The following is a 17903-nucleotide window of genomic DNA, read 5'->3' as shown; positions in this document are numbered from 1 at the left end:
TGGGCCCGCGTTCGGTAGCCTCGTAGATACCGACGCGGGGTGGAGCAGCTCGGTAGCTCGCTGGGCTCATAACCCAGAGGTCGCAGGTTCGAATCCTGTCCCCGCTACTAGAGAAAGTGGCCCCCGGAGAAAATTCCGGGGGCCACTTTCGTGCCATGGGTCGGTTGCTCGTCCGGCCACACGCTCACCCAGCCCACACATCCTCGACGTAGCGGTCGGACTCCACCAGGCCGATAAGCCAGTCGCGGGCTTGGCTCTCGTCGCCGCCGGTACGCACGCGGTAAATGTCAATGAAGGCCTGCCGTACCGCCGGCGCCATGTGGGCGCCGTCACCACACACGTAGACGTGGGTGTGCTTGGCGGGGTCGCCGAGCAGCTCCCAAACCTCGTCGGCGTCGGCGGCGATCCGGTCCTGCACGTAGCGCACATCGTCCTGCGGTGCGCGGGAGAAGGCGGGGCGCATCCGGACGACCCCCGCCGCTTCGGCGGCCTCGAACTGCTCGCGGAAGATGTAGTCCACGTCTGGATTTCGGACGCCGAAGAAACACAGGGCCGGCGCATAGGGCGCCCCTTGCTGTTTGGCCGCCAGGCGATCGCCGAGGAAGCCGCGGAACGGGGCAACACCGGTACCGGCGCTGACCAGGATCACATTCTTCGCAGGGTCGGCACCAGCACGGAACGCCTGGCGGGCCGGGTCGACCCGTGCCCGAATCTGTGCACCAGGGGAAGCGGCCGCCAAATGATTGGAGGCCACGCCCTGGAACAGTCCATGGCCGGACCGGGCCGGCGCATCGAGCACGCTGACCACCAGCCCGACCAGCCCCGGTGTCAGGCGGGAGGACGACGCGATGGAGTAGTGGCGCGGTGTCATCGGCTCAAGCAGCTCGAGCAGCTCGGCGCCCGTCAGTTCGCACGCTGGAAACTCCACCAGGCACTCGAATGGACTCAGCGGGCAGGGATCGGCCGAGGCGGCGAGCTGCTCGAGGCGTTCACGCTCCGGTGGACACGGGTTGGATGCGGCCAGACGCCTCAACTGGCTCGGCGTAACCGGCTTTCGCAGCTCCACGAAGTGGGTGAGCAATTCGCGCGCGCTCACCTCCCGATCGAGTGCGATCAACCGCCGCGAAGTGCGCCGAGGATTGATCGACAGTCGCCGTTCGGCTTCGATGCCCAGAAGCTTGAGCACCGTGGCGACGAGATCTGGCGGATTGTCCGCCAGGACTGTCAGGTGATCACCCGTCTGGTACTCGACGCCCTCGGGAAGGACAACGCGGACAAAATGTTTGGCTCCTCCCAGGATCGCGTCGTCGCCCACCAGTGCGGTGTTATCCAGGACGGTCATCGGTGTCACGGCGAAGCGGGCGTCGAGCGCCGCGGTGACCGGGCCGATGATGGGATGCATGTCGTAGAGCGGTTCGTCGGTGTCGGTGATTGGCGTTGCGTCCGGATCGCCGAAGTGTTCGCACAGCGCGTCGTGCAACGCCGCAGAGAACTCGTCGACCGTGCCAATGAGGTCGCCTGAGGTATCGGCTGAGGTCAGCGGGATCAGGGGCTGGGCGCCCAGTTCGGCCAGGCGTTCATCGATGCGCTTGGGTACCGCCTGGTAGGTGTCGGCCCAGTTGCGGTCTCCGACACCGAGGACCGCGAAGTACGGGGCGCTGTCGAGTGCGGCGTCGGCACCGAGCAGCCAGGCCAGGAAGGCGCGTGCGTCGTCGGTGGGCTGACCGTTGTAGGACGAGGCGACGATGACGATCGCATCGGTTTTCGGCAGGGTTCCGGCGAAGTTGTCCAGGGGTGCGACCGTGGCGATGCAGCCAAGGTTGGTGGCCTCTTCGGCAAGCTGCTTGGCCAATGCGCGGCAGGTTCCGAGGTTCGAGCCGTGCAGCACGGCTAACGTGGTGCCGGTTTTGACCGCGGAGCTGGCCCCCGACGTGCTCCGCTCGGGTGTCGGGGTGACCGAGGCTGCTGCGCCGCGGCGGTCTTCGAATGTTCGCCGGATCAGGTCGAGGTGGAAGTCCATCGGGCGCCGGCTGCGCTCGCTGTCGAACTGCAGCGCATAGTGTTGCGAGTCGATCAGGCGATACCGGTGGATCAACCGGGCGATCGTCATGGTGGCCTCGTGTAGGGCGAACTGGCGTCCGATGCAGGATCGTGCTCCGGTGCCGAAGGGTTTGAACACCGCGCCGGGCCTGCCGGCGGATCGGGCGGCATCAAACCTGTCCGGATCGAACAGTTCGACGTTGTCACCCCATTCGGGCTGACGATGAAGCGCACCCGTCAGCACGCTGACGGCCTCGCCCTGTTTAATCGGGTATTTCCCACCGATAATGTTGTCCGCCAAAGCCGTTCGGTCGAAGCCGACCACCGGTGGGGACAGTCGCAGTGTTTCGTTGATCACCTGCCGCAGATATTCGAGCTTTCCGATGTCGTCGTAGGTTGGCAGGTAGTCATCGTCCACCCCGAACACGGCATCGACTTCGGCTACGGCACGAGACAGCACTGCCGGGTGATGCAGCAGGTTGTAGAGCGCGGTGGGCATCAGTTCCGAAGTGGTCAGCTGGCCGGCGATGAGAAAGGTCATGATCTGGTTGCGGATGTTGTCCGTACTCAGCAGTGGCCCGCCGTCGGAGTCGTGCTCGAGCATGACGTAGAGCAGATCGTCGAGTTCGGGTGTGGCAGTGGCTCGGTGTTGCTCGATCAGCTCGTCGAAGCTGCGATGCAGATGCTCCAGTTCGTGGTCGAGGTCGGCGGCGCCGTCGGTCTCTGCGAGCTTGGACAAGGCGGCGGTGAAACTCTGCGGGATGGGGGCAAGTCCCTTGTGGCTGAACGAGTCGAATCGTGCCCCGAAGCCGGCAAGGGCGACGGTGTCCATCGCGAGCTTCTGCAGGTCGGTCGACGCGTCCGCCGGCCGATGCCCGACACAGGCATCCCAGCGGTCGATCAGCTGGGTGCCGATGTCGAGCATGGCGCCGTGGTAGTTGCGCAGCCCGGCATAGCTGAAGCCGGGCATCAGGACGTCGTGGGCTTTCTGCCAATTCGGTTCGCCGTGGTACGCGGTGAACAGGCCGTCGCCGGCGAGTTGGCGGACCCGCTCCAAAGGTCGCATCGGGTTCTTGGCGAACCGGTTCTCGTCGCACAGTTCTTCGACCAGCTCCCGTGAGCACGCGTACAGCTTTCGCACCCCACTGAAGTCGGCGTAGAACAGCGGCCCGTGGAGCTCACCGAGGATGTCGATGGGCAGTGCATAGGGCCGGCCGACGAGGTCAGACCACGGCGGCAGCGCTCCCTCGGCGGAGGGAACGTTGTCCAGTTCCGGTGGCAGCGACGCGGTGAAGTCGGCCATATCGGGCAGCATAGGCCGCTGCTGGATCCTGTTCCGGCGCAATGGTGATCATTGGGACCGATTGACATGTCTGCGTCATCAGCAGCGAATATTGTGATTGGTCCACCTCGATTGATCGAATGTCGATGTGTCTGCGGAGGGGGGATCATCAATGCCGGACGAGCCGGAGATGTCAGCGCCCGGTGCTGAACCGGCCGCGCCCGCGCAATTGCGTCGCCAGTTGGGTGTGTTCGACGCAGTGATGATCGGACTGGGCTCGATGCTCGGGGCGGGGATCTTCGTCGCGTTGGCTCCGGCGGCCAGGGCAGCGGGCGGGGCCCTGCTGGTGGGGCTGGCGATCGCGGCGGTGATCGCATATTGCAACGCCACCTCCTCGGCACGCTTGGCGGCGGTGTATCCGATCTCGGGCGGCACCTATGTGTATGGGCGCGAGCGCCTGGGCCCGTTCTGGGGATACCTGGCCGGCTGGGGGTTCGTAGTCGGCAAAACCGCGTCGTGTGCGGCGATGGCGTTGACGGTCGGGTTCTATGCGTGGCCGGCGCATCCGCACGCAGCCGCGGTGGCCGCGGTGGTGGCGTTGACCGCCGTGAACGTGGTGGGTGTCCAGAAGTCGGCGTGGCTGACCCGGGTGATCGTGGCTGTGGTGCTGGCGGTGCTGGCCGCGGTGATCGTGGCCGCGTTCGGCGCCCGAGGAGGCCCGCTCGTGGTGACCACCGTGCCCTCGGCGCCGGTGGGGGCAGTGCTTCAGGCGGCGGGACTCCTTTTCTTCGCGTTCGCCGGCTACGCGCGCATCGCCACGTTGGGTGAGGAGGTACGTGACCCGGCCCGCACCATCCCCCGAGCGATCCCGGCGGCTCTGGGCATCACGCTGGTGGTTTATGCGCTCGTCGCGGTCTCGGCATTGAAGGTGCTTGGCTCACAACGTCTTGCCGAATCGTCCGCACCGTTGGCGCAGCTCGTGACCGGCGCCGGCGCACCCTGGCTGGCTCCGGCGGTTCGGGTCGGGGCGGTGGTCGCGGCAACGGGATCGCTGCTGGCGCTGATTCTGGGGGTGTCGCGCACGACGCTGGCAATGGCCCGCGACCGATATCTGCCGTCGGCGTTGGCAGCCGTGCATCCGCGATTCGGGGTGCCCCATCGCGCCGAGCTGGCCGTGGGGGTCGTGGTCGCCATCGTGGCTGCCACTACCGATATCCGGGGCGCGATCGGTTTCTCGTCATTCGCTGTACTGGTCTACTACGCGGTGGCGAACGCCTCGGCCTGGACCCTGTCGGCCGGGGAAGGCCGTCCACCCCGGCTCGTGCCGATCATCGGGCTGGCCGGGTGCGTGATCGTGGCGTTCGCCTTGCCGCTCTCGTCGGTCCTTGCTGGAATCGCAGTGTTCGCCGTAGGGATCGCCGCCTACGGCGTACGGCGGTTCGGCGCGACCCGCGGCAGGGACCACTAGCCGGCGCCACCCACAAGCTGGATCATGTTGGCCACGCCCTCATCGACGGCGACGGCCATGGAGATCAACCCGAGATAGGCGGGCGAGTGCCCGCCGATCGCCGCCGCCGAGTCGACCGTGATCGGGCCCTGCACCGCCCATCGTGTACAGGTGTCACGGATGGACGCCCAGCACGCGGATCACAAAAAAGGCTGTCGCAGGCTTGCGCTGCGACAGCCTTTTGAAGTTTGTGTGTTCGATCAGATTACCGAAACGCCCACAGCCTGTGGACCTTTCGCGCCCTGTTCTACCTCAAACTGAACCCGAGCGTTCTCTTCGAGGGTGCGGAATCCGCCGCCACCGATCTCCGAGTAGTGAACGAAGACGTCAGGCGCTCCGCCATCAGGGGCGATGAAGCCGAAGCCCTTTTCGCCGTTGAACCATTTCACAGTGCCCTGTGCCATTACTTAACTTCTCTCATTTTTCCGAGCGCATCAAGAAAGATGTGCGTCTCTGACGGTAGCACGGACGGCCTGGGGTCGCGGTCCTCTGCTAAGCAACGAGCAGAGTGTGAATGCCCTCGCGCCGCGGTCTGTTCACCGCGTCCCACGCTGAGCCGAATTGGCAGAAGCCTGCAATGACCACCGTCGCCCTTGCCGGCTTCGGAGCGCGATTCGCATTGGCCGGTGCGATTCTCGCCGGCTGCCCGTGTTCTCGATGGGGCGGGCCGGCTCTGTCAGCCCTCGCGTTCTCGGCCGGTGAAAGTGACCACCTCTCCGCGGTTGATCGACACCCAGTCGCGGGCCGCCAGATATGGCCGGAAGGTCTCGACGATGCGCGCTTCGTCGGCCGGAGTCTTGGGCCGCTGCAGTTCGTACAGGTGCGGAAACTCGGTCCACCCGACAACGGCGTCCCACAGGCGGATCGCGGCATCGCCGGTGGGCGGATCAATGAGTACCGGCCCGAACAGGCATTGCCCGTCGGGAAAGAACAGCGTGGGTACCCCGTAGCCGCTGGCGGCGAGCACCCGTTGATGGTCCGTCAGTACTTCGTCGCTGGTTGTAGGGTCAGCGATCGCCTGGTCGGCGATTTCGGGATCGAATCCCAGTTCTTCGAGCAACCGGCGGGCGACCGCCTTCTCGTGCGCCTTGCGGCCCTCGACGTGCAGAGCTCGGCCGGCGCGCTCGTACCAGGCATCAACGTCGGTCATCGATCGGCGACGCAGCAGTGCTCCGATGCGCATCATCGACCAGCCGTAGGACCACTCGCGTTCCCAGGGATGCTTCTTGCCTTCTTGGCGGTTGATCTCCTCCAGGCTGAAGAAGCGCCAGTTCACCGTGAGGCCGGTGAGGTCGCGGACTTCCCGGATCCACCGCGACGTCTGGTACGCATACGGGCACATGACGTCGAAGTGGAAGTCGATGAAATCCGGGTGACTCGTCACATCGTGAACCTCAGGTTGCGGGCGGCGCGGTCGCCGAGTTCGTCATCGCCCTTCCAGCTGATGGCGCTGGAGTCGATCTGGGCCTGCGGGTCGATGCGTCCGCACGCCAGTTGGATAAAGGTCGTGGAATCGGTGACGACAGTGACATCCGGATTATCCAGGTGGTCGACAGTTTCGGCTCGTCCATCCACGGCGACATGCAACTGGCACGGGATGGGCCCGGTGAGATCGAAGGTGATGCCCTTTCCGTCGGGTAGGCCCACCTTCTTGCCGACGATGTAGCCCAGGGAACCGGCCACCTCAGCCAGCGCGATTTCGGCCCCGAGACCGGCGTCATCGGTTGTGCGGCCGAGCGGGGTGGTGATGTCGCGTTCGTGCACCCAGAAGTCGAAGACCCGGATCTCCAGGAACCTGCCGTAGGTGCCGGGGCCGACCGGAGTCCACGACGGACGCATCAGATCCGCGTCGGACAATGCGGCCAGGTCGCGTCGGCGACGGTCATAGATCCCGCGCACCAGTTCGCTGTACGTGGTGGTGTCGGCGTCCGCGTCGCGCAGGAAGTCCGCGGCCTTCTCGAACGGCGGCGGGGTGCGATCGTCGTCGGGCAGCCACCCGGCCATTACCGCTTCGATGCTGGTGACGTGGTTGATCACGTCGCGGATCGTCCAGTCCGGACACAGTGATTGGGCATTCCACTCGGCGTCTCCCAGGTCGGCGCAGAGGGCTTCTATCGAGGCGTAGCAGGTGCGCAGGGCGGCGCCGATCCTGCCGACGTTGCCGGTTTCCGGGGTCTTCAATGCCGTCTTCTCCTTCGCGGCCAGGGCACTGGGGGAGCTATCGGTGAGTGTGCTTCCACTTCGAGGATCCGACAAGCGAGAGCGGATATCAAGGAATGCCGACTGCGCTCAAATCACCCACGGTGCAATCAACGTCATCGCCCCCATCACCGCCAGCCCGATGCCGAACGCCACGACCGTAAAACCCATCACCTGACGGACATTGAGCTTGGCGATCGCCAGCAGGGGCAGCAGCCAGAACGGCTGGATCATGTTCGCCACGCCCTCACCGACGGCCACGGCCATGGAGATCAACCCGAGATAGGCCGGCGAGTGCTGGCCGATCGCCAGCGCCGAGTCGACCGCGACCGGCCCCTGCACCGCCCAGTGCCCGCCGCCGGAGGGCACGAACAGGCTGATGATCACCGAGCCGAGGAACGTCAGGAACGGCAGCGTGTACTGCGTCGCGCCGTTCACCAGCATCTGGGCCAGCAGCGTCTGCAGCGGCTCGGCGTCCTCGGCGCCCCGGTAGGCGAGAAGTCCGACCAGGCCGCCGTAGAGCGGATATTGCAACAGCAGCGGCCCGGATACCTTCGCGGCGCCGGTGAACGCCCGGATGAACCGGATCGGCGTGCGGTGCAGCAGCGCACTGGTGATGGTGAACAGCATGATCATCGAGGAGATGTTCAGCGCGAAACCACTCATCACGAAATACGCGATGCCCGCGGCGAACACCAGCACGTTGAGGATCCACAGGTTCTCCAGCCATTCGGCGAACGTCCTGGCGTCCTGCGGCTCGAGCGGCTGATCGTCGTCCTCGAAGACCGCGGGGTCCGGTGCCAGGCGCTCGGACGGCTCCATCCGCCACACCGCGAGCGCGAGCACCGCCAGCACGATGATCACGGACAGCCAGCTGTAGGGCTGGAAAATGGTGTGGCGCAACGGCACGATGAATCCGGTGATCCGGTGGATCACGTTGATCGGGCTGCCGGCATCGGTGTTCGCCAGCGCGATCGACGAGGAGAGTCCCTGTGTCCAGACGATGAAGCCCATGAATGCCGCGGCGATCAGGTAGCCGAAATGCGAGTCGGGGAAACGCCGTGCGACCTGTCGGGCGACCAGCGCACCGGCCACCAGGCCCAGGCCCCAGTTCAGCAGGGACAGCACCGCACTGACGGCAAAGCACAGCAGCGCCGCCTGGGCCTGGTTGCGCGGCATGGCCGCGACTCGGCCGATCGCCCGCTTGAGCACCGGCGCCTCGGCCAGCGTGTAGCCGGTCACCAGGATCAGCACCATCTGGAAGGCGAAGGTGAAGATGTTCTCCGACCCCCACACCCCGCTGTACCAGGCGCTCACCATGCCGTCAGCCGACGCTCCGCGCACCAGCACGGCGACCAGCCCGGCGACGATGAGGGTGAGGATCACCGCGAACAGATACGGATCGGGCATCAGGCGTTCGACGTAGCGGACGCTCAGCCCGGTGAGCGACTGCATGACGCCGCGACGTTTGGTCTGCTGCGCCGAGTTCGTCGTCATGGGGTGGCCCCTTCCCTGGAACGTCTCAGCGCATGGTGGCGTGCAGGGCGTCGGTCATCGCCTCGATGGCGGCCTCGCGCTCTAACGGCCAACCGTCGACCAGCCACAGATGCATGAAGGAGTCGACCATGGTGTACATCATCGCGATGGCCAGCCGCAGCTGCGCCTCGGTGGCACCGGGCATGGCGTCGGCCTCGATCCACTCGGTGACGTTGGCCTCCATGGTGGCTCGGTGCGCCGCGGCGAATTCGGGGTCGGCCGCGCGCGCCTGGTGCAGGGCGGTGTAGAGCTGCGGTGCGGAGGTGTAGAAGTCGACCACCTTCTCAAAGAAGGCTCGGATCGACGGCCGTCCCGAGCGGCCGCCGCGCGGGGCATCCTGCTGGTCCCACACGGTCATCCGGGTGTTGCGCAGCTCGCGCAGCACCGCCGCCTTCGAGTCGAAATGCAGGTAGAACGTCGCCCGCCCGATCCCGGCTCGGCGCACGATGTCATCGACGGTCACCGCGACGTAGCCACGTTCGGCGAAGGCCTCCAGGGCGGCGGCCATGATGTGGTCGCGGGTCATGATGCGGTGCCGGTCGCGCATCGTGAGTTTCGGCGCGGCGGAGGTCATTTGAGGATCACACCCTCCAGCTGGCCGGTGGAGCGCCAGGCGCTGAGCATCTCGAAGAACTCGACGGGCTTGCCGCCGAAGTTGGTCGACAGCATGCCGTGCGGATTCTCCCGATCCCCCTCGGAACTCAGGTAACTCGGCGTGCACTCGGCGTAGAAGGCCCGGGGCTTCTCCGACGCCGCCTCCATCGCGGCCAGCCAGTGCTCCTCGGCGGCCTTGGTGGCCTCGATGGTGCTCGCGCCGCGCTGCACGAACGTGCTGACCAGGTAGGCGAAATGGCGGGCCCGTTCCTCGGCGGTGTGGGTGTAGTTGGGGGAGACCCCGGATTGGGTGTAGCCGAGGAAGAAGCAGTTGGGGAAGCCGTGGGTCTGCAGGCCGTGCAGCGTCCGCATGCCCTTGGCCCACTTGTCACTCAGGCGCACGCCGTCGCGGCCGATGATCTCGAAGCCGAGCCGGCGGGTGAACTCGGTGCCCACCTCGAAGCCGGTTGCGAAAACCAGTGCGTCGACTTCGTATTCGACGCCGTCGACGACGACGGCGGTCTCGGTGAACCGCTCGACGCCGCTTCCGTCGGTGTCGACCAACGTGACATTGGTCCGGTTGAATGTGTCGAGGTACTGGTCGTGGTAGCCGGGACGCTTGCAGTTCAGCCGGTACCACGGCTTGAGCGATTCGGCGGTCTTGGGATCGCGAACGGTTTCATCGATTCGTGCGCGCAGCTGTTCCATCGCCTCATAGTCGGCGCGGAACAAGAAGTCCGCGATCTCGGTGGGCGTCATCTCGCGGCCGAGGCGCCGGGTCTCCCGGATCACCGCGGATTCGCTCAGTTGCAGGGCCTTCTGCGTCCAGCCGTCGTCGGTGAGATCGAGGTCCATCTCCACACCACAGGTGACGCGGGTGAAGTTCTCCATCCGCTCGCGTTGCCAACCGGGCTTCAGACTTGCCGCCCACTGCGGGTCGGTGGGGCGATTGCCGCGCACCGAGACGGTGCTCGGGGTCCGCTGGAATACGTAGAGCTGCTGGGCCCACTCACCGAGGTGCGGAATGCACTGCAGCCCAGTCGAACCGGTGCCGATGACGCCGACCCGCTTGTCGGCCAGCGCGGTCAACCCACCGAATTCGTCGCCGCCGGTGTAGCCGAAGTCCCAGCGGCTGGTGTGGAAGGTGTGCCCGCGGAACTCGTTGATGCCAGGGATGCCCGGCAGTTTCGGCCGGGTGAGCGACCCCGGCGAAACGGCGACCACCGTCGCGGTGAACGCGTCGCCGCGATCGGTGCTGATCTGCCAGCGGTTGGCCGACTCGTCCCAGCGCAAGCCGGTGACAGTGGTGCCCAGCAGTGCGTTGTCGTACAGGCGATAGTGCTTGGCGACGTTCTGCAGGTGCTCGCGGATCTCCGGGCCGTGCGCGTAGCGCTCGGTGGGAACGTAGTTCAGCTCTTCGAGCAGCGGCAGATAGATGTAGGACTCCACGTCGCACTGCACACCGGGGTAGCGGTTCCAGTACCAGGTGCCGCCGAAGTCGCCGGCGGTGTCGATCATCCGGATGTCGTCGATGCCGGATTCCTGCAGCCGGGCGGCAGCGAGCAGGCTGCCCAGACCGGCGCCGATGATCGCCACCTGGACGTGGTCGTGCACCGGGTCGCGTTCGGTGCGCTCGGTCCACGGGTCGTCGGCATAGTGCGAGAAATCCGCGGTGACCTCGATGAATTGGCTCACCGCGTCGGGTCGCAGCCGCTTGTCGCGTTCGAGCGCGTACTTGGCCCGTATCCACTCGGGGTCGTAGCCCGCCGGTTGAGGGTCCAGGGAAGCCGCCGTAGCTGGCATCGCGTCGTGCTCCTCGCATCATCCGATCTCGCTGGACATAGCGTCCAGTGAACAGACTAGGCGATATTTTGCCAGACACAACGTCTACGGCAGCGGTCGACGCAGCTCCCGGTCTGCGCTACGACGCCAGCGCGGCCGCGATGTCGTCGAGCGCCCGGTCGGCGTCGTCGAACGGCCAGCGGATGAATTCGTGGATCATGCCGTCGTAGCGCTTGACGCTGACGCGAACTCCCGCCTGGCGCAGTCGCGCACCGTACTGTTCGCCCTCATCGCGCAGTGCGTCGAATTCGGCGGTGACGATGAACGCCGGCGGCAGCTGGTGCAGGCTGGGGGCCAGCAGCGGCGAGACGTATTCCTCGAGCTTCTGGTGCTCGCCGGCGAGGTAGTGGTCCATGAACCACTGCTGGGTCGCCCGGCTGATGTTGCCGTACTTGCCGGCGAGCTCCCGGATCGAGACGTTCGATCGCCGAAAATCCACGTCGGGGTAGATCAGAACCTGATGGGCGATAGCGGGCCCGCCGGTGTCGCGGGCCATCAGGGCGACTACGGCAGCCAGGTTTCCCCCCGCACTGTCACCGGCGACGGCGATGTTCGTGCCGTCGCCGCCGAAGTCGACGGCGTGGTCGGCCACCCAGGTCGTGGCCGCGAAGCCGGCGTTGATCGCTGCCGGGTATTTGTGTTCGGGGGCCAGCGGATAGTCGACGGAGACGACGACCCGGCCGGTGCGGTTTGCCAGTGCCCGGGCCAGTCCGTCGTGGGTGTCGAGGTCGCCGAGCACGAAGCCGCCGCCGTGGAAGAAGACGATGACCGGGCGTGACTCGTCGGGCTGCGGGTGATAGATCCGGACCGGCAGATCGCCGGCTTGCGTCGCGATGATGCGATCCCGAACGCTGGCGACGGACTCGCCGGTGCCCAGGCTTTGGGTCAGCAGGCCCATGGCGTGTCGGACCTGTTGGGGAGCGAAGGTGTGCAGGTCGGCGAAGTTGGTGCCGGCCAAGCGGTCGAGGTGGTCTTGGGCCTGTGGGTGGAGTGGCATGACGTCGGACTCCTTTCCTTGCGGGCGGTTCCTCGCTAGTCTCTGACTTGAACCGCACTTCAAGTCAAGGAGAAGGCCATGCTGGACATCGCCGAAGTGGCCACCCGGTCCGGCTTGGCGTCATCGGCGCTGAGGTTCTATGAGCGGCGGGGGCTGATCAGCTCGGGCGAACGCAACGGCCTGCGCCGCACCTACGAACCCGCGGTGCTCGACCGGCTCGCGCTGATCAGCTGCGCCAAGGCGGCCGGGTTCACCCTTGCCCAGATCGAGCGGTTCCTGCGGGCCACGCCCAGCGACACCGAATTGCGGGCGCGAATGGCCGAGAAGGCCCACCAACTCGACGAGGAGATCGCCCGGCTCACCCGGATGCGCGACAGCCTCATCCATGCCGTGACCTGCACCCACACCCCGCTGGTCGAGTGCCCGGAGTTCAAGGCGCGCATTGCCGATGCCGACACGTAGCCCCATGCCGCACCAATGTCATCGGCGTCGACCCACCCGCGTTCGACTACTTCGCACCGGGCACGCACGACGACCCGGCGGCCTAGTCGCGCATCCGCAGCACGACTTTGCCGGCGGCGGTGCGGTGCTCCAACGCTGCCAGCGCGTCAGCGGCATCCTCCAGGGCAAACACCTCGGGTTGCGGCGCCGACACCGTCCCCGAGGCCAACAGCTGCTCCAGGGTGTCCCATTGCCGCTGCAGCTCGCCGGGATGCGACATCACCCACGCCCCCCACCCGACGCCGACCACGTCGATGTTGTTCAGCAGCAGCCGGTTCACCTTCACCGTGGGAATCTCACCGCCGGTGAACCCCACCACCAGCAGTTTTCCGCCGGGCGCCAACGACCGCAGCGAGTCGGTGAACCGGTCACCGCCGACCGGGTCGAGTATCAGATCCACACCCTTGCCGCCGGTCAACTCGGACACCGCGCCGCGGAATCCGTCGGCCAACACCGTGTCGGTGGCGCCGGCGGCCCGGGCCACCTCGGCCTTGGCCTCGGTGGAGACCACGGCGATCACCCGCGACGCCCCCAGCGGCTCCGCCAGCCGCAGCGTCGAGGTGCCGATGCCGCCGGCGGCGCCGTGCACCAGCACCGTGGCGCCCTGCGACAGCTTGCCGCGGGTGGTCAGCGCGAACAGCACTGTGAGGTCGTTGAACAGCAGTCCGGCGCCGGCCTCGAACGACACCACGTCAGGCAGCTTGAACACCTGCTCGGCGGGCAGGGCGATCACCTGCGCCATCGCGCCGTTGAGCATGGTCAGCGCGGCCACCCGGTCCCCGGCGCGCACATGCGCGCCCGCGGGGGCGCTGCGAACCACCCCGGCGGCCTCCCCGCCCGGCACGAACGGCAGCTCGGGTTTGTGCTGGTAGAGCCCGCGGGACTGCAGCACATCGGGGAAGGCCACTCCGGCGGCGTGCACGTCGATGATGACCATGTCGTCGCCGGACGGCTCGTCGAGATCGACCACCCGGGCGGCTGCCGGTCCGTCGAGCTGGGATATCTGTACCGCGCGCATGGGCGACCTCCGTATGTAGTGGCTGAGGAAAAACCTAAACCACCTCGGCGTAGACTCGCGATGCGGCAGCGTTGCCGCACTTTCGATGAGGTGGCGATGAGTGCTCTGAGTTCTTCGGGGTCCAGCAGGCGCCGAGGCGCCCGCACAATCCCGGCGGCGTTACCGCCCGCTCGCACCATGGCGGTCCGGGCCGCCGACGGAACCAAGCTCCACACCCAGGTGTTCGGCCCGGCAGACGGGTACCCGATCGTGCTGGCACACGGCATCACCTGCGCCATTCGGGTCTGGGGAAACCAGATCGCCGAGCTGGCCAAGGACTACCGGGTGATCGCCTATGACCATCGCGGCCACGGCAGCAGCGGGGTGCCCAAACGCGGTGGATACACCCTGACCCACCTGGCATCCGACCTGGACTCGGTGCTGGAGGCCACCCTGGCGCCCGGTGAGCGCGCCGTCATCGCCGGGCATTCGATGGGCGGCATCGCGATCAGTGCCTGGTCGGACCGCTATCGCCACCGGGTCGAGGAGCGCGCCGACGCGGTGGCATTGATCAACACCACCACCGGCAACCTGCTGGCCGAGGTCGACCTGTTTGCGGTGGCGCCGCCGCTGCAGCGGGCGCGCGTGCAGGCGGCGCGGCGGGCGCTGCTGACGTTCGGCAGTGTCCCGATCGTCGGTCCGGCGAACTTGGCGGTCCGGCGATTCGTGCACATGCTCGCCGTCGGCGGTGAAGCCGATCCTGCTGTCACGTCATTGATCTGCGACCTGTTCGCCCGCACCCCGCCGGTCGGCCGCGGCCACTGGGTGCGGACTCTCGTCGACTCACTCGGCTACTCGTCCTACCTCAGCCTGGACGGGCTGACCGTGCCCACCCTGGTTGTCGGCAGCACCCGTGACCGGCTGCTGCCGATGGTGGCGTCGCGGCGCATCGCCGACCTGGCGCCCAACCTCACGAAGTTCGTCGAGGTCGGCGGGGGACACTGCTCGATCCTCGAACACCCCACCGTGGTGAATCGCGAGCTTCGCGACCTGGCCGAGCTGGTCAGCGGATCGGCGGGCGGCATGACAACCGACCGCGGAATCATCTCCTGACGGCGTTGAAGGTCCTCACGGCGCTGAGCGGACTGACCGGCGTCGCCGACCAGGCCCGCGAGTTGCGCGACGCCGGGGTGAGCGGCGTCTTCACCTTCGAGGGCCCGCACGACGTGTTCGCGCCGCTGACGCTGGCGGCCGGTGTCGGCGGCCTGGACCTGATGACCAACGTCGCGATCGCGTTCCCGCGCAACCCGATCCACCTCGCGCACCAGGCCAATGACCACCAGCTGCTCAGCGGCGGACGGTTCGTCCTGGGGCTGGGCACCCAGGTGCGCGCGCAGATCGAGAAGCGGTTCGGTGCGGCCTTCGACCGTCCGGTGGACCGCATGGTCGAGTTGGTCGGCGCCCTTCGGGCGATCTTCGAATCCTGGAACACCGGCGCCCGCTTGGACTTTCGCGGTCACTACTACCGGCACACGTTGATGACGCCGACGTTCAGCCCGGGGCCGAACCCGTACGGCGCCCCGCCGATCTACGTCGGTGCCCTGGGACCGCGGCTGACCCGGGCGGCCGCCGAACATGCCGATGGACTGCTGGTGATGCCGTTCTCCACCAAGCGATTCCTGCACCAGAACACCATGGCCGCGGTCCGCGACGGGCTGGCACACGCGGGGCGCGCACGAGAAGACTTCGCGGTGGTGCCCGAAATCATCGTGGCCACCGGCGCCACCGACGCCGAGCGAGAGACCGCCGAAGCCGCCACCCGGATGCTGCTCGGTTTCTACGCGTCCACACCCGCGTACGCCCCGGTGCTGGCCGCCCACGGCTGGGCAGCGCTGCAACCCGAACTCAACGCGTTATCGAAACAGGGGCAGTGGGCGCAGCTGGGGGCAGCGATCACCGACGAGATCCTGCACACCATCGCCGCATGCGGCACCCCGGCGCAGGTGGCCGCGCGCATCCGCGACCGGGTCGACGGCATCGCCGAGACGGTCTGTGTCTACCAGGCCGCGCCGATCGCCCCGGCGGTCGTCGGGGCGATCGTCAGCGAACTGAGCTAGGGCGCCATGGTGACCCAGTCGGGGAATCCCGTCGGGTCGTGGCGGCCCAGCACACCGTGCTCGTAGAGTCCCCAGCCCTCCACCGGGGCGTTGGCGTCGCCCTCGCGGCACACCGCACGCCCGACATGGTCGATCATCCCGAAACTGGTGCGCGCGATGACCGCCGGATCGGTCATGTCGTAGGTCAGCCGCTCGCTGAACTTCTCACCCTTCCATTCCCCGTGCAGCCAGTCGCTGTCGCCGCCGTATCCGCCGCCGACGTGAATCGGCACCGGCAGTTTGGATTCCACCTCGAAGATCACCGGGGTGCCGTCCGGCCGGGTCGCCTCGATGGTGGCACCGGTCGCGATGCGGGTGCCGGAACGGTAGCGGGTGGTCACCCGCGGCCAGCCCAGCTGCTCGACGCGGCCATCACGCCAGATCCTGGTGCAGTCGTTGAGTGAGCGGAAACCGTCGGGCTCCTCCTGGATGATCATCACCACCGCGAAATCGTCGAACGCAATCGGCACATACAGCCACCACATGCCGTCGAACGGCGGGTCGGCGGGCCGGCCTGCCGGTTCGCGTTCGCCGACCGGGCGGATACCCCAGGACCGGTCGCGCGACCCGATCCACACCGACGGGTCGACGGTGATCTGCTCGCCGTCGATCACGATCTGCCCACTCCAGGAACCCAGCTGGGCGAAGCGCTGCGCATCCAGGGTCACCCGGTTACCGGACCGCAGGATGTGCGGCTGTTCCTGCACGGCGTCGAACAGGCCCTGCCAGCGCAGGTCGAGCGCGATGCCCTCGGTCTCCTCGAGGATCACTCGCAGCGAGCGCAGCGGATCGGTGACCTCGATGCGGTAGGCCCCGACGTGCTGGTTGAGCCGATCCTGATCGATGGCATCCGACAGGTGCACCGCGGTCTGGGTGTCGCCGCGCCGTACCAAGACGAACGCGTCCTTGACACCGAGGTTGGGGTAGTAGCCGCAGCCGGTGATCACGAAGATGTCCCCGGTGCGGTCATGGGCGTTCAGGTAGCAGCGATCGTAGAAGTTGCGATCCGAGGAACCCGGCCAGGCGATCGGTTGCGGCAGTTGGTGAACCGGGTATTCGTCGAGTGGTCCCAGCATCAGTTCTGTTCTCCGATCAGCTTTTTGAGCAACCCTGCGTGGTAGAAGAGGGATTCGGGGTCGTCGGGCCGTTCCATCTCGCCGAAGTGCACCCGGCGGGCTCCGGTGCGCATGAACACGATCGCCCACATCAAGCCGGCGTAGACGTAGAACCAGTGCAGGTCCCCCAGTTCGACGCCGGTGAGCCGCTGGTAGCTGGCCCGCACGTCGTCTTCGCGCAGCACCTGCGGCAGCCCCGGCAACCCGGCCAGCCCGGCGAGTTCCTCGAAGACCCGGTGAGCGAAGATCACCCACGACACATCCAGTTCGCGCGGCCCCAGCGCCACCATCTCCCAGTCCAGCACGGCGACCGGGCGGAAGTCGCGGTAGAGCACGTTGCCGATCCGGGAGTCGCCCCAGCACAGCACCGTCTCGCCGGCGGCGACGTCGGCCGGCCAGTGCGCCTCCAGCCAGGTGATGGTGCGCTCCAGCAGCGGAGAGCGCCCGATGTCGGGCACCGCGAACTCATACCAGTCGCGGATGTGGGTGAAGTGCCGTTGCAGCGCGGATTCGCCGGCGCGGTGCTCGTCGAGGAAGTCGAACGTCGTTGCCGCGTCCGGAATCGCGTGCAGCTGGGCCAGCACCTCGACGGTGGAGTCCTGCAGGGTCCGTTGCTGTTCGGCGGTCGCGTCGGCGAACCAGTTGCCGCCGAAGGTGTACGGCATGACGTCGGGTGGCACCTCGCCATCGACGCGGTCCATCAGAAAAAACGGCCGGCCCAGCACCTCGCCGGTGGTTTCGATCCAGCGGACCTTCGGCACCGGGACGCCGGTGAGCTCACCGACCCGACGCATGACCTCGAACTGGTGGTCCAGCCGGTAGGCCGGAAACACCGGGACGTCTTCGTCGGTGGGCGCCACCCGCATCACCCAGCGCTGCTCGAGCGGTGCACCCTTCGAGATCCAGCGGCCGGTGAGCATGATCGTCTCCGACGACATGCCGTTGGTGTCGACCCCGCTTTCGACGGTGATCTCCGGCGTGGCACCGCCGGGCAACTGGGTGGCGAGCCAGCGAGACATTACCGTGGGCAGGGTGGTGACATCACGGCTGGAACGTTGGATCCGGCCGACGTCGGTTTCCACAGTCGGTTGGTCGACCACGGCTTCGCCCCTCCGTTAAGCTTGAGCTAATTACGAT

Annotated in this window: 16 protein-coding genes and 1 tRNA gene; 5 read left to right on the top strand and 12 right to left on the bottom strand. The window is 67.0% G+C overall.

Going from position 1 to position 17903, the window contains the following annotated elements:
* Nucleotides 1–33: 33 nt before the first annotated feature.
* Nucleotides 34–107: transfer RNA gene (locus BST10_RS00735), tRNA-Met, on the top strand.
* A 77-nt stretch (nucleotides 108–184) separates the two neighbouring features.
* On the opposite strand, the gene BST10_RS00730 is transcribed toward BST10_RS00735, so the two are convergent.
* The gene (locus tag BST10_RS00730) at nucleotides 185–3343 is read right to left on the bottom strand and encodes a bifunctional cytochrome P450/NADPH--P450 reductase (RefSeq protein WP_083036105.1); all 3159 of its coding nucleotides are present in this window, start codon (nucleotides 3341–3343) and stop codon (nucleotides 185–187) included.
* Between the two features lie 169 nt (nucleotides 3344–3512).
* Here BST10_RS00730 and BST10_RS00725 point away from each other — a divergent pair, with 169 nt between their 5' ends.
* The gene (locus BST10_RS00725) at nucleotides 3513–4790 is read left to right on the top strand and encodes an APC family permease (protein ID WP_083036103.1); all 1278 of its coding nucleotides are present in this window, start codon (nucleotides 3513–3515) and stop codon (nucleotides 4788–4790) included.
* Here BST10_RS00725 and BST10_RS23120 read toward each other — a convergent pair.
* The 8 genes from BST10_RS23120 to BST10_RS00690 form a co-directional block, all read right to left on the bottom strand.
* A complete protein-coding gene (locus BST10_RS23120) occupies nucleotides 4787–4924 on the bottom strand; it encodes a hypothetical protein (protein ID WP_163762354.1) in 138 nt (45 codons plus the stop codon). The genes BST10_RS00725 and BST10_RS23120 overlap by 4 nt on opposite strands.
* Nucleotides 4925–5029: 105 nt before the next feature.
* Complete coding sequence (locus tag BST10_RS00720) at nucleotides 5030–5233, bottom strand: cold-shock protein (RefSeq protein WP_083035836.1); 204 nt, start codon at nucleotides 5231–5233, stop codon at nucleotides 5030–5032.
* A gap of 272 nt (nucleotides 5234–5505) precedes the next feature.
* Complete coding sequence (locus BST10_RS00715; RefSeq protein ID WP_083035834.1) at nucleotides 5506–6213, bottom strand: mycothiol-dependent nitroreductase Rv2466c family protein; 708 nt, start codon at nucleotides 6211–6213, stop codon at nucleotides 5506–5508.
* On the bottom strand, nucleotides 6210–7010 hold the full coding sequence (locus BST10_RS00710; protein WP_109559345.1) for a maleylpyruvate isomerase family mycothiol-dependent enzyme: 801 nt from the start codon (nucleotides 7008–7010) through the stop codon (nucleotides 6210–6212). Before BST10_RS00710 ends, BST10_RS00715 begins: the two co-directional genes overlap by 4 nt.
* A gap of 108 nt (nucleotides 7011–7118) precedes the next feature.
* Complete coding sequence (locus BST10_RS00705; RefSeq protein WP_083035830.1) at nucleotides 7119–8525, bottom strand: TIGR00366 family protein; 1407 nt, start codon at nucleotides 8523–8525, stop codon at nucleotides 7119–7121.
* Nucleotides 8526–8550: 25 nt separating this feature from the next.
* Nucleotides 8551–9138: a TetR/AcrR family transcriptional regulator gene (locus BST10_RS00700; protein WP_064854780.1), complete on the bottom strand. Its 588-nt coding sequence runs from the start codon at nucleotides 9136–9138 to the stop codon at nucleotides 8551–8553.
* Nucleotides 9135–10961, bottom strand: coding sequence for a flavin-containing monooxygenase (locus BST10_RS00695; protein ID WP_064854779.1), 1827 nt, complete (start codon nucleotides 10959–10961; stop codon nucleotides 9135–9137). The genes BST10_RS00700 and BST10_RS00695 overlap by 4 nt, the downstream gene beginning before the upstream one ends.
* 118 nt (nucleotides 10962–11079) lie before the next feature.
* Complete coding sequence (locus BST10_RS00690) at nucleotides 11080–11997, bottom strand: alpha/beta hydrolase (RefSeq protein ID WP_083035828.1); 918 nt, start codon at nucleotides 11995–11997, stop codon at nucleotides 11080–11082.
* Nucleotides 11998–12075: 78 nt separating this feature from the next.
* Between BST10_RS00690 and BST10_RS00685 the strand changes: the two genes are divergently transcribed.
* On the top strand, nucleotides 12076–12459 hold the full coding sequence (locus BST10_RS00685; RefSeq protein WP_083035825.1) for a MerR family transcriptional regulator: 384 nt from the start codon (nucleotides 12076–12078) through the stop codon (nucleotides 12457–12459).
* A gap of 82 nt (nucleotides 12460–12541) precedes the next feature.
* On the opposite strand, the gene BST10_RS00680 is transcribed toward BST10_RS00685, so the two are convergent.
* Nucleotides 12542–13516, bottom strand: coding sequence for an NADPH:quinone oxidoreductase family protein (locus BST10_RS00680; RefSeq protein ID WP_083035822.1), 975 nt, complete (start codon nucleotides 13514–13516; stop codon nucleotides 12542–12544).
* 177 nt (nucleotides 13517–13693) lie between these two features.
* Between BST10_RS00680 and BST10_RS00675 the strand changes: the two genes are divergently transcribed.
* Both BST10_RS00675 and BST10_RS00670 read left to right on the top strand, forming a co-directional pair.
* Nucleotides 13694–14608 (top strand): alpha/beta fold hydrolase, encoded by a 915-nt coding sequence (locus BST10_RS00675; RefSeq protein ID WP_013829811.1) that lies wholly within the window; start codon nucleotides 13694–13696, stop codon nucleotides 14606–14608.
* 5 nt (nucleotides 14609–14613) lie between these two features.
* The gene (locus BST10_RS00670; RefSeq protein WP_083035819.1) at nucleotides 14614–15612 is read left to right on the top strand and encodes a TIGR03617 family F420-dependent LLM class oxidoreductase; all 999 of its coding nucleotides are present in this window, start codon (nucleotides 14614–14616) and stop codon (nucleotides 15610–15612) included.
* On the opposite strand, the gene BST10_RS00665 is transcribed toward BST10_RS00670, so the two are convergent.
* Together BST10_RS00665 and BST10_RS00660 are read right to left on the bottom strand one after the other, a co-directional pair.
* Nucleotides 15609–16727, bottom strand: coding sequence for an Rv3169 family protein (locus BST10_RS00665; RefSeq protein ID WP_013829809.1), 1119 nt, complete (start codon nucleotides 16725–16727; stop codon nucleotides 15609–15611). The genes BST10_RS00670 and BST10_RS00665 overlap by 4 nt on opposite strands.
* Nucleotides 16727–17866: a phosphotransferase family protein gene (locus BST10_RS00660; protein ID WP_083035816.1), complete on the bottom strand. Its 1140-nt coding sequence runs from the start codon at nucleotides 17864–17866 to the stop codon at nucleotides 16727–16729. The genes BST10_RS00665 and BST10_RS00660 overlap by 1 nt, the downstream gene beginning before the upstream one ends.
* Between the last annotated feature and the right edge of the window lie 37 nt (nucleotides 17867–17903).

The organism is Mycolicibacter algericus DSM 45454 (assembly GCF_002086455.1).
In the GTDB taxonomy this organism is placed as follows: Bacteria; Actinomycetota; Actinomycetes; order Mycobacteriales; family Mycobacteriaceae; genus Mycobacterium; species Mycobacterium algericum.
Note: the sequence above shows the minus strand (reverse complement) of the source record. Positions and strands in the feature narration are given on the sequence as shown.